General features: G+C 32.7%; 13 protein-coding genes. All 13 read left to right on the top strand.

Annotation, left to right across the window (positions count from 1 at the left end):
* The gene (gene dnaE / locus AB5706_RS02475) at positions 1 to 3,318 is read left to right on the top strand and encodes a DNA polymerase III subunit alpha (RefSeq protein ID WP_368365721.1); all 3,318 of its coding nucleotides are present in this window, start codon (positions 1 to 3) and stop codon (positions 3,316 to 3,318) included.
* On the top strand, positions 3,318 to 5,660 hold the full coding sequence (locus tag AB5706_RS02470; RefSeq protein WP_368365720.1) for an AAA family ATPase: 2,343 nt from the start codon (positions 3,318 to 3,320) through the stop codon (positions 5,658 to 5,660). The genes dnaE and AB5706_RS02470 overlap by 1 nt, the downstream gene beginning before the upstream one ends.
* A gap of 1 nt (position 5,661) precedes the next feature.
* Positions 5,662 to 6,024 carry a hypothetical protein gene (locus AB5706_RS02465; RefSeq protein ID WP_118582387.1) on the top strand — a complete coding sequence of 121 codons (363 nt, stop codon included), beginning with the start codon at positions 5,662 to 5,664 and terminating at the stop codon, positions 6,022 to 6,024.
* 4 nt (positions 6,025 to 6,028) lie between these two features.
* Positions 6,029 to 6,256, top strand: a complete 228-nt coding sequence (locus AB5706_RS02460) for a hypothetical protein (protein ID WP_368365719.1) — start codon at positions 6,029 to 6,031, stop codon at positions 6,254 to 6,256.
* Between the two features lie 4 nt (positions 6,257 to 6,260).
* Positions 6,261 to 7,571: a hypothetical protein gene (locus AB5706_RS02455; protein WP_368365718.1), complete on the top strand. Its 1,311-nt coding sequence runs from the start codon at positions 6,261 to 6,263 to the stop codon at positions 7,569 to 7,571.
* Positions 7,572 to 7,582: 11 nt separating this feature from the next.
* Complete coding sequence (locus AB5706_RS02450) at positions 7,583 to 8,005, top strand: nucleoside 2-deoxyribosyltransferase (RefSeq protein WP_368365717.1); 423 nt, start codon at positions 7,583 to 7,585, stop codon at positions 8,003 to 8,005.
* Between the two features lie 12 nt (positions 8,006 to 8,017).
* Positions 8,018 to 8,854: a glycyl radical enzyme family protein gene (locus tag AB5706_RS02445; RefSeq protein ID WP_118582375.1), complete on the top strand. Its 837-nt coding sequence runs from the start codon at positions 8,018 to 8,020 to the stop codon at positions 8,852 to 8,854.
* A gap of 139 nt (positions 8,855 to 8,993) precedes the next feature.
* Positions 8,994 to 9,845: a GIY-YIG nuclease family protein gene (locus AB5706_RS02440; RefSeq protein WP_368365906.1), complete on the top strand. Its 852-nt coding sequence runs from the start codon at positions 8,994 to 8,996 to the stop codon at positions 9,843 to 9,845.
* Positions 9,846 to 9,944: 99 nt separating this feature from the next.
* Positions 9,945 to 11,417, top strand: coding sequence for a TSCPD domain-containing protein (locus AB5706_RS02435; protein WP_368365905.1), 1,473 nt, complete (start codon positions 9,945 to 9,947; stop codon positions 11,415 to 11,417).
* Positions 11,418 to 11,468: 51 nt separating this feature from the next.
* Positions 11,469 to 11,831, top strand: coding sequence for a hypothetical protein (locus tag AB5706_RS02430; RefSeq protein WP_368365716.1), 363 nt, complete (start codon positions 11,469 to 11,471; stop codon positions 11,829 to 11,831).
* On the top strand, positions 11,812 to 12,084 hold the full coding sequence (locus tag AB5706_RS02425) for a hypothetical protein (protein ID WP_195590089.1): 273 nt from the start codon (positions 11,812 to 11,814) through the stop codon (positions 12,082 to 12,084). Before AB5706_RS02430 ends, AB5706_RS02425 begins: the two co-directional genes overlap by 20 nt.
* Positions 12,085 to 12,095: 11 nt before the next feature.
* Positions 12,096 to 12,767, top strand: a complete 672-nt coding sequence (locus tag AB5706_RS02420) for a hypothetical protein (protein WP_368365715.1) — start codon at positions 12,096 to 12,098, stop codon at positions 12,765 to 12,767.
* A gap of 3 nt (positions 12,768 to 12,770) precedes the next feature.
* A partial coding sequence (locus AB5706_RS02415) for a hypothetical protein (RefSeq protein ID WP_368365714.1) occupies positions 12,771 to 12,966 on the top strand: 196 nt, incomplete at its 3' end.

The raw sequence follows: 12,966 nt of genomic DNA, 5'->3' as shown, positions 1-12,966 counted from the left end.
ATGTACAGTTCGTTACATATGCACACTGCGCAAGGATCATTACTTGATTCCATTTTAAAAGTACCAGAAGCAGTAAAATTTGCAAAAGATAATGGAATGAAAGCGATGGCTATAACAGATCATGGTTCAATGTCAAACATTGTAAACTTTGTAAAAGAATGCAAAAAGCAAGGAATAAAGCCAATAATCGGAAACGAAATATACGAAGTAGATGATATGACATGGAAAGCTGATACAAAAGATTATAAGCAGCCACGTTACCATATGGTACTTCTTGCCAGAACACAGCAAGGCTATAAGAATTTACTAAAGATAACATCGGTATCGAGAACAGAAGGATTATATAAAAAACCAAGAATTGATATGAAATATATCAAAGATAATAATCTTGGTAAAGGCATTATTTGCTTAACTGCTTGCCAAGCCGGTAGACTTAGCAGATATCTGACTGATGGAAGATATAAAGAGGCAGAACAATTTATCCAGGACATTAAGGATATTTTTGATTACGTTGTTTGTGAATTACAGTCACATACTACAGAAGCACAGGCAGAAGCAAATAAACTTATCTTTGATTTCGCCAATGAACATAATCTTCCATATACTATTACAACAGATGCGCATATGTTAAGTGATTCTCTAATTGACTCTCATGCAATGTTTGTAGAAATTGGTGAAGGACGTGAAGTTGGAGAAAGTTATATTGATTGTTACCTTCAGAAAGAATTAGAAATATATCAGAAATTATCTTATCAGTTCACAAAAGCTGTAATTGATAAAGGTTTGCAAGAAAGTAATAATATTTCTTCTATTATTGAAGATATTGATATTGGGCTAAATAAAGGCAATATTATGCCGAAGGTCAAAATTGATGGTCCATATAAAAATCACGAAGAATATCTACGATATTTAGTTTTTAAAACATTCAAAGAAAAATTTGGTCATATGTCAAAAGAGGATCAAGATGAACGAAAAAAACGTCTTGAAACAGAGCTGCCAGTTTTATATGCAGTTGATTATACAGACTATTTTATTATGCTGTATATGCTTGCAAAAGAAGCAAGAAGACGAAAAATTCCTATAGGATATTCTCGTGGGTCTGGTGCAAATTGTTTGTGTTTATTTATGCTTAACGTCACACAGATTGACAGTGTAAGATGGGGGCTTGATTTTTCACGATTTGCAAACCTTGGAAGAAAGTCTATGGCAGATTTTGATTGGGATATTTCAAAGCGTAGACGTAAAGAAATGGTTGAAATATCAGAAGAACTTTTTGGTAAAGAAAATGTTGCTCCAATTTGTACATTCAATTCTTTGAGTACAAAAGTTGCAATTAGAGATATTGGTAAAGTACTTGATGAAAAAGAAGATTCTCCATACTATAAGCAGATTCCTTATAAATTGAGAGATGATGTTGCAAAAATGATTCCAACAATCAAAACACTTAATGATCTTGGAGAGGAAGAGGAAAAAGATGTTCTTTTAAAAGATATTCTAAGTAAAAATCCAAAGCTTGATGATGTATATAACAAATTCCCATTGTGGTTTAAATATGTAATGGATGTAGAAGGTCTTCCGAAATCAATGGGAAGACACGCTGCTGGTACTTTAATTACGCCAACTCCTGTAACAGATTATGCGCCACTTTGTTATGATAAAGAACGAAACATTATGATTGAGTTCGAGATGCATAATGCGATGGATGATCTTGGATTGATTAAAATGGATTACCTTGGACTTGAAACACTTGATATTATTGACGATACGTTAAATATGGCAGGAATTACATGGGAAGATGTAGATATCAACCATTTGAATCTTTCAGACAAAAATGTTTACGATCAAGTTTATAAACCAGGTCACACTGTTGGCATATTCCAGATGGAATCTGCAGAAGCAAGGAGAATGTGTATTGAAGCTAAAGCAGACAATGTAGAGGATATTATCGTAGTAAACGCTGCTAATAGACCTGGTACAAAAGATAGCTTTCCTATATACTGTCAAAATAAATTGCATCCGGAAAGTGCACAAACAATACATGAAGATTTAAAAACGCTATTTATAACAACTCAAGGAGTTTTACTTTACCAAGAAGAAGCTCTTCAACTGTTTAGATATGCAGGATTTCCAGAAGAAGACATAGACAATGCGAGGCGCGCAATAAGCAAAAAATTAAAAGATAAAATGGCTGGTCTCGAAAAAGACTTTAGATCTGGATTGAAAAAGAAAAATTGGACAGAAAATGAGTTATCTGAAATATGGCAGCTAATGCTAAAACAATCAGAGTATTGTTTTAATCGTGGTCATGCTGTGGCATATGGTTTGTTATCTTATCTTACGGCATATCTAAAGGTTCACTACACAGTTTATTTTATGGCTGCACTTCTTACGTCAAAATCAGACAAAGTAGAAAAAATTAGTATTGTAATAAATGATTGCAAACGTCTTGGAATAAAAGTTTCTCCACCAAATGTAAATAAATCGAACAAATCATTTACTGCAATTGCAGAGAACAATGAAATTTTGTTTGGATTATTGGCAGTAAAAGGTCTTGGTGACAGTATTGTTGACAAAATTATAGATTTTAGACCTTACAAGAATTTAAATGATTTCATCGAAAAAGTGCAGGACAAAACAGCGATTATCACCCTTATTAAAGCTGGCGGTATTCCAACTAAAAATAAGATGTCAACATTGAAAAAATATGCAGGTTCCACGTTTGTTAGAAAAGAATACAAACCTGTTACAACAACTCCATCTCCATATTCTAAATTAATTCCATTTGGATTAAACGTAGAAGATTATAGAGATGGCAAAAAAGTAAACAAAGAAAAACTTTTGAATGACTATAATAAAGTAAAAGAGAAAAAGTTTTTAGAAGAACAAAACATAAAATATAAAAAGCATATGGAAGATTTTCAAGAAAAATACGCTAAAGATGAATATCTATGGGAATTTGATACTTTATCAATGTTCTTAACTAATGATCCGTTAAAAGATGCTTATAAATATACTAAAATTGATTGGGACCTTGTAATGGATGGCGACAAAACAGTTTTGTTCTGTGTGATTGTTGATGTCAAAAGGAAAAAAGATAAAAATGGAAATCAGTTTGCATATCTTGATTTATATACTCCATATGGAATTATTGAAGCGACAATATGGTCTAGTCAGCTAAAAGAGTATTCTGACTATATAAAAAAAGGAAGCTGTCTTGCAATATTAGGAAGAAAAAGAGAAGAACATTTTTTTGTTGAAAAAATAAAAACATATAATATGTGGCTTGAGCAAATGCGTAAGAAAGGGGCAAAAGTATAATGAGTTATTCAGAACAATTTAGTAATGATGATCAGCAGTTTGAATTTACAGCCAGAATTTCATATGAGCGCTTCTACAGTGAAAATACGTCTTGGGGAGTTTATTCATTCAATACAACTGATCAACTTCCTAATTGTCAGAAGATAACTGTTCACAAAGATTTGTTCGGAGATGAGCATGGTGATACTTTTGTCGGAACTTTAGCCGGACGAATGCAGCAACTGTGTGTTGGTTCAGAATATAAGATTACTGCAACATATAAAGATGATAAAAAATATGGGGCACAATATGTACCAATCACAGTTTATGCATTGGCTCCGCAGACTGTGGAAGATTCTAAAGTTTTTCTTAAATCACTTATCCCTGAGAGTGTTGCAGATTCATTACTTGCTGCATATCCAAATGTTGTAAATGATGTAGCTGACGGTAAATTAGATACAATTGATTTTTCAAAAGTTAAAGGTGTTCGTGAAAAAACATGGAAGAAAATAAAAGACAAGATAATTGATAATTACCTTATTTCAGATATTATCACATTACTAAAACCGTTAGGTGTTACATTCACAATGATTAAAAACCTTCTTAGCAATGAACCAAACCCTGGATTATTAAAGCAGAAAATTGAAAATAATCCATACTACTTATGTTCTATGAAAGGGTTTGGTTTTAAGAAGGTAGATAAATTGGCACTTAAATTAAAACCTGAACTTCTTGAATCCAGAGAAAGATGTATTGCTTTTATTTCCTATTACCTTACTGAAATTGGTGAGAATGATGGACATACTTATTGTAGTGTAGATATTTTAAAAGCTGCAGTTGAAGATTCAGCTCCAGAGTGTATAGATGTATTTGATGGAGTTCTTGAAAATAATTCATTTTTACATCAGTATGAAGATAGAGTTGGACTTAAGCTATACTACAATCTTGAGATGAAGATCCTGTCTATCATTCAAGAAAGATTGAATAAACCGTCACCAGTGCCTATAGAAAACGATGAAATAGAGGCAGGAATCGTTAAAGCAGAACAAGAGCAAGGATTTTCTTATACCGATGAACAAAAGGCAATTATACGCTCTATACTAACGCAGAGTATTAGCTTCGTTACAGGAAAAGCCGGTACCGGTAAAAGTTCAATTTTACGTGGAATTATTCGTGCGTATTCTCTGGCAAATCACAATATTTCAGCCTGTGCATTATCCGCAATGGCAGCGCAACGTATTACAGAAGCTACAGATTATCCTGCAATGACGATTCATAGAACACTAGGATGTCATGGTCCAAATAAGTTTGATTATAATAAGGATTGTAAGCTTATATCTCCAGTAGTATTAATGGATGAGGCATCTATGGTAAATGTGCAAATCTTCTTAGCATGGCTTGAAGCTATAGATGATAATACAAAAATCATAATCTGTGGAGACTATAAACAGTTACCGCCAATTGGATTTGGAAATATATTCTCTGATCTGATTCATTGTCTACCAAAAGAAAATATCAACGAACTTACAAAAGTTATGCGTCAAGCAGAAAAATCTGGAATTCTTACCGATGCAAATCTCATTCGAGATAATAAAAATCCCATTACAGAAGTTCTTACGTCAAAAAAATTGGTTCATGGTGAATTGCAGGATATGTATTACATGTTCAGAGATACAAGAGACTCACTTCACCAGCTTGCATTAAAAATGTTCTTTTCAGCGGTCGAATCAGATGGTGTTGACAATGTTGGTATTGCAGTACCTCGTAGAGAAGGATGCTTAAACAGTGCTTATGAGTTAAATAAAGATATTGCAGAAGTGCTTCTTAAAGATGAAAAGAAGTCAATTTCATTTGGTGAAAAAGAATTTAAGCTTGGATGTAAAGTTGTCCAGACTGTAAATGATTATGATCGAAATGTCTTTAATGGTGAAATCGGATATATCACATTTATTGGAGAAGACATGAGTGGTAAAAAGCCAGTGACTTATTGCGAAGTTACTTATCAGTCATTTGGACCTAAAGTAGAAAAAGACGTTGGATTAGTTTTTGATGAAGATAACAATATAGTTTATGAGAAACAAGATAAAGTGATCAGATACGAAGGAAGTGAACTTACAGATTTAGATATGGCTTATGCTTTAACAACTCATAAGATGCAAGGATCTTCCAGGAAAACAGTTATCTGCGTAATTGATAATACTCATTATAAGCTATTGGACAACTGTATGTTATATACAATGCTTACAAGAGCAAAGAAAAGATGTTTATTATGTGCTGAACCACAGGCATTCTACAAATGTCTAAATACAAGTAATAATGCAAGAAATACGTGGTTAAGCACAATTAAAAGAAAGGGGAAATAATATGATAGAACTTATTAATGATATTTCTCAGATTATGAAGAAGTATGGTAGAGAATATAAAATCAAAATTGATCCAATAACTGTTAAGGTTTATATCCCTATTTCAGAACTTTTAGGGTTATATCCATTAAAGGGAGAGTATATAAAAATTGTTTATGATGGACTGATTGAAAATTGTTACATCGATCTTAAGCAATTAAATAAAATTAAAAAGTTTATAAAGAAAAATGAATATGAATATATTGGTTTATTTTTTGAAGACATCGAACCTGCAATTGAGGTTATGAAATATTTTAATAAAAATACAAAATCAATTAGTGAACTTCTTCATACATCAATCGACTTACAAGAGGGTGGTGATTAATTAAATGTACATCAAAGATAACACTCTTGTAGATGACGATAATGTTATACATAGAATCGGTGATTGTTGCGTATTCATTATGGATGATAATTATAAAAGCAACATTATAGGATGTATTGCAGATATCGGTTTTTGTAATAACTGCATTTCAGTTGAAGAAGTACATAGCAGTGGACAGTTAACATTACTATTCACTGAACATATAAAAGTAATCGGAAGATTGGAGGACTAATTTATTGGAACAAGTAATTGAAATTTTAAAACTCATTCAGAACACTTCAAGCCTGAATGAAAAGCAGCGTATCCTTAGAGAAAATAAGAATAATGAGCTTCTTAAAAAGTGTTTGGTATTCCTATTGGACGGTAATACCGTTACAGGAATCAGCACAAAAAAGATCGATAAAATGACCATTTCAAAAGCTGCAAATTATGCAACATTTGAGCCAAAAAACTTCTCAGAAGTTATTGATTACCTAAAAACTCATAATACAGGTACTGATGTAGATGTTGCTACTGTCAGAAAGTTTATTTGCAATAATTCTAAATCTGAAGCTGAATGTCAGTTTTATGAAGAAATGGTAACAAAGAAGTTTAGATTAGGTGCAGACTCCAAGCTTATCAATAAAGCTATTCCAGGACTGATTGAAGAATTTAATGTACAGCTTGGTACTTCAATTGAAAAAGTTAAGCTGAAAGGTAATGAGCTGATTTATATTAGCCGCAAACTAAATGGACTCAGATGTGCATACATTGGAACTGAGTGCAGAACTAGACAGAATAAGAAAATTAATGGTGTCGATCATATTATTAAAGATCTACAAGCAATGGGCTATGACAATATGTTTGTAGACGGTGAACTTCTCTATAAAAATAAAGAAGGATTATCCGATTCTGAAGCATTTCAAAAAGGTACAGGAATCGCAAATAGCAAATCTGGTGACAAATCTCAATTAAAATTCGTTGTATTCGATATGTTCCCCCTTAAAGAATTTTGGTCTGGAAAATCTAAAGAACCATACTCCATTAGAAGCAAAGATTTAGATGAATTGGAAGAAAAACTTAAATTCCATCCAACAGACAATATTGAAGTTGTTCCGAGAGTATATCATGGTTACGACCACAGTAAAATTTGGGAATGGCTTCAGTACGCAGAAGATAATGATTGGGAAGGATGTTGCATTAATCTTGACAAGCCATATGAGTGCAAACGAACCAAAAGTCTTATTAAAGTAAAACAGTTCTATGATGCGACTTTAAGAGTTATTGGATACGAAGAAGGGTCTGGCAAGAACAAAGGAGCACTTGGATCGTTAATCGTTAAATATAAAGATGGAAAATCTGGTGTTGGATATGGATATTCAGATCAAATGAGAAAAGATCTCTGGGAAAAACGAGATGAGCTTATTGGCAAACTCATTGATATTAAATATAAGGAAGAAACAAAAGATAAAAATACTGGACTTCCAAGTTTACAGTTTGCAGGATTTATTTGCTTCAGAGAAGATTATGATAAGGTATTAGCAGATGATGAAGCTGGACTTATTTAAGAGGTAGTAACATGGAAAAACTAACTGTATATCTCGCCGGTGCATGTAGAGGAATGCATGACGGTGGAAAAGAATGGAGATTAAAAGCTGAGAATATTTTTAAAAATATTTCAGAAGCTAAAGATGTAACTATTAAAGTAATCAATCCAACACGTTATTTTGATCGTGATGGTGGCAATGCAATCACTAATAAACAAGTAAAACAATTCTATTTATCACGTATTCGAAAATGTGATTTAATCCTTGTAAATCTGGAACATACAAACACTTCTATCGGAACAGCTCAAGAACTGCAATTCGCAGTAGATAACCATATTCCAATTATTGGATTCAACAATTATGACAGTTATGAATGGCTGCCAGAAGATTGTGATGTGATTTTTAAAGGTATTAATGAAGCTATTGATTATATTAATGATTTTTATTTAGAGTAAAGGAGTGACAAAATGACTGTACAAGAATGGTTAGGAAAAGACAATAAACTGGGACAGGATATCTGGGAGAGAAAGTATCAGTTTAATGGAGAAACATTTGATCAGTGGCTTGATAGAGTTTCTGGTTGGAATGAGGAAGTAAAACAGTTAATTAAGGATAAGAAATTTCTCTTTGGTGGAAGAATCCTTGCTAACAGAGGTGTAAACAAAGATATTGATGTCAGTAACGATAAGTATGTAAAAACCACACTTAGCAACTGTTATGTTATTACACCTCCAGAGGATAACATTGAATCTATTTTTGATTGTGCAAAGAAACTTGCACGTACATATTCTTATGGTGGTGGATGTGGAATCGATATTAGCAAGTTAGCACCTAGAGGGTCTGTAGTAAGAAACTCTGCAAAAACCACAACAGGCTCAGTTAGTTTTATGGATTTATACTCTTTGATCACTGGATTAATTTGTCAACAGGGACGTAGAGGAGCATTAATGATTAGCTTGTCCTGCGAACATCCAGATCTTGAGGAATTTATTGGAATTAAATCAGATCTTGATAAAGTAACAAAAGCTAATATCTCTGTTCGTATTACAGACAAATTTATGGCCGCAGTAAAAAATAAACAGCCATTTACACTTAACTTTACTAGAGCTGAGACAGGTGAAACTATTACTAAAACAATTGATGCATATGAAATGTTCCACAAATTATGTGAAATGAACTGGGATTATGCAGAGCCTGGAATGCTTTTCTGGGACAGAATCGAAAACTGGAATTTACTTAGTTGTGACAATAATTTTCATTATGCCGGAACTAATCCTTGTGCTTGGGTTCTTGGGCGCAAGTAAAACATTCCGTAAAATCGGTGAACCCTAAGTCTTAGGATATGGGAATACCGAGATCCTACTACAACATAGGGGATTGTAACGCATAGATGGTGAGCGTTATGTTAGCAATAATCCATCCACGAGTACGGATCAGTAGGGGATAATCAGAGGAGTAATAAATCTGATTATTTATAAAGCAACAAATTTAATTAACAACAAAATATATATTGGACAAACTACTAATTCCTTAGAATATAGAAAAAATCAACATATTAGAGAAGCAAAGTGCGAAAAAAGAAAATCTGTTTATTTTCACAACGCTATAAACAAATATGGAGAAAATAACTTTACTTTTGAAGAAATAGATTCCGCAGATAATATTGAAGAATTGAATGAAAAAGAAAGATACTGGATTAAATATTACAACTCCAATTACAAAGTATTTGGATACAATCTTGATTCTGGAGGATGTAATGGCGGAAAAAAATCTGAAGAGACCAAAAGAAAAATAAGTGAGACTACTAAGATAAAATGGCTAAATCCTGAAACATCAAAGAAAATGTTGGCTGGATTACGAAAAGGAAATGAAACACAAAAGAGTAAACCTAAAAAAACAAAAGTACTTACTTGCGCATATTGTGGAAAAGAAATTGTTTTGAGCACATGGGAAACTAACAGAAGAATTTATTGTAGTGATCAATGTGCTACAAATGCTAAAACTTGGCAAAAAGGTGTAGATATTGCAGCGAAGAAAAATCATGAAAATAATATTATTCATAAAAAAGAAATAAAAAAAGATATAGAAAAATGGGTATTACAAAATAAAAATTTAGTATTAAATTGTCCAAAAAATAAAATAAGAGCAACATTATCAAGTTTAATCAATATAATTAACAAAAAATATGAAATAAAGGATTTTAGAAGTTTATTTACTTGTTTTGACAACGTACATAATATGAAATCATTTTTAATAGAATTACAAAATATTATCCCCGAAGAAAATGTATGCTAAGCTGGTCTGAATTGACAGACGTATTCCGTAATGTTTTACTTGCGCTTTATGGATATGGGAGAAATCCCCAGAACTATAGGATAAAAAGCCTATAGGGTAATAAAACAGGAAGAACCACTTCCAGCAGGTGGGAGCTGCCTTCTCGGAAGTATTAATTTAGCTGAGTTTGCAACTCCACATGGATTTAATTTTGATGATTTTAGAAAAACAGTACATATTGCAACAATCGGATTAAACGAAGTCCTTGACGAAGGATTACCATTACATCCATTACAGGAACAGAGAGATTCTGTAAGAGATTGGAGACAGATTGGACTTGGAATTTTTGGTCTTGCAGATTTACTTATTAAGATGGGTATTAAATATGGAAGTCCTGAAGCTATTGATTTATGTGATATGATCGGTCATGCAATGGCTGATGAAGCACTTAAAACGTCTGCTTTATTAGCAAAAGATTATGGTCCATATCCAAAATATAATCCGGAAGCAGTTGAGCAGTCTGCTTATTATTCAAAAAATGCTCTTGGTGAAACAAAACAGCTTGTAAAAGAGTATGGTCTTAGAAATTCTCAGCTTCTTACAATTGCTCCAACAGGAACACTTTCTACAATGCTTGGAGTATCTGGTGGAATCGAACCAATTTTCGCAAACTATTATACAAGAAAAACAGAATCTCTTAAAGGACATGATGAGTATTACAAAGTATACACACCAATCGTAAAAGATTACATGGAAAAGAACAATTTAAAAGACGATTCTGAGTTACCAAATTATTTTGTAACTGCGCAGACACTTGATTATAAGAATCGTATTTATATGCAGAGCGTTTGGCAGACACATATTGATGCATCAATTAGTTCTACGGTTAATGTACCAAATGATTTTACAGTAGAACAGGTCGAAGGATTATATATGACAGCCTGGGAAGCAGGGCTTAAAGGTGTAACAATTTTCCGTGATGGATGTAAACGTGCAGGAATTCTTACAACGTCAGATAGTAAAAAAGATGATGAAACATCTGAAAAGCCTAAAACAACTCTTAGCAGAGGAATGATTATTAAAGCTGATGACAACTGTGTTGGTAAGAAACGTACATTACAGACTGGATGTGGAACATTGCATTGCGAAGCATTCTTTGATCCAGATACTGGAGAACTTCTTGAAACATATTTAAGTAAGGGATCTTCAGGCGGATGTAACCAATTCATGATCGGGCTTTCCAGAATGATTTCTCTTGCAGCAAGAGGTGGAATTGATATTTATTCAATCATTGACCAGCTTAAGTCAAGCGGAACATGTCCGTCTTATGCAGTAAGAACAGCAACAAAACACGATACATCAAAAGGATCTTGTTGTCCTGTTGCTATCGGAAATGCTCTTATTGACATGTACAAAGAAATGCAGGATGAAATTTCTGATGATTCAGAAGAGATAATTGATACACCAAAACAGTCAAAAAAGAAAATTGTTGCAAATGCAACATCTTCTAAATGCCCTCAGTGTGGTGGTAATTTAGTTTTTGAGGGTGGTTGCAACACATGTAAAGATTGTGGTTGGAGTAAGTGTGATTAAGTAAATAATTATGGGAGTCTTAACCGACTCCCTTATATGGAGGAAATCAAGATGAATATTAATGACATTCACGACAAATATATTATTCACAATAAAATGGATTTTAATAAGCTGCGAAATAATGGCTTTAAGATTTATGGTGACCACGCATATTTTAACAAATTTGTATATAAAGACATTGATAGGTTAACAGTTGACATTGATTTGTCAGATAATACATATACACTCACAGTTACAGATATGGACCATGATGAGATATATTTTCCTATTTACAACTGGGATTGTGGTAAAAATTATGAACTTGAAGAGGTTATCGAGAATGTCATTGCTACACTTGATTCCCTCTGCACTCAAAAAATCCTATGGAATATAGAAAAGAAAAGGAAGAAAAAACATGTACAGCACAATAAATAAAGGTGACATGGTTTATTATGCCAGGATTCAGAAAAAGAATGGTACTTATGATCTGTGCGAATTAAAAGTTCGAACAGTTGGAGAAGATTACTTTTGCGGTATGGATAAAAAGGACAGACACGTTTATCTATTTGGATACAATGCTCTTGGAGATTATGTATTTCAAACTCGTAAAGAGGCATTAGATAAAATCCATGCTGCAGAGAAAAATAAAGTAGAAGTAAGTGATGAAACTTACTACGAAGAATATTGAGGTGAATGCCTATGAGTTATTTAACACAGCATTTTAAAGGTAAGTACAGAATTGTACCGGAACTTTCACCAGAAAGTCATGATGTGCCAAGAGAAGAAGATGGAACCGTTGATAAAAGTTACGATGACTTATATATTAAATGTCAATTCGGTAATAAAATTTATTATTATGGTCGAGGTACTTTTGTAGCTTACATCCCAAGCATTATTCGTGGGAAAAATATTTTAAAGAAACTTGATGAAACAAATATTCCATATTCAGATCCACATATCTATGATAGCGAAGTAGAATTTAAATTCAAGACTGCAGATATGGACGCAGTTGCAAATCTATTAAAAGCATCATCATTTGGTGCTGATATCACGCCTTATAGTCTAAAAAATTTCCCAAAAGCAGATGTTACAATACCAACGAATAAAATAAATGAATATAAGAAAATAATCGCTGCTATTCAGAAAGAAGACTTATTAACTTTCTCAAGATTTACACAGTCATTTTTATCTGATGTTCTTGCAAAAAAGCTAGGTCGTAGAAATAAACCATTTGATTATAAATCTGATATGAAAAAATTAATGATGGCACGTCAGACTAAAGAGTATATCTACACTAAAAATATGTGGGACGAATATTTGAAATATTTAGAAGAAAAAATTAAAGACTTATATAAAGAGAAGGAGAAATAAAATATGGATACAAATTGTATTGGATATAACGTTGATGTATCTGGATGTAGTCCAGAGGTTATTAAAGCTATTACACAGACACTTTCAAGAGTAAAAGAAGATTTACAGAAAGTTGCAGATACAGATAAAGAAGAAAATAAGAAGAAAGAAACTAAGAAACGTTGGAAGCCAAATTTTGGTGAAGATTATTTTCGTATTG

It is taken from the genome of Ruminococcus sp. RTP21484sp1_RTP21277st1_D2_RTP21277_210401, from assembly GCF_040924225.1.
In the GTDB taxonomy this organism is placed as follows: Bacteria; Bacillota; Clostridia; order Lachnospirales; family Lachnospiraceae; genus Blautia_A; species Blautia_A faecis.
This window is presented reverse-complemented; position numbering and strand designations above follow the sequence as displayed.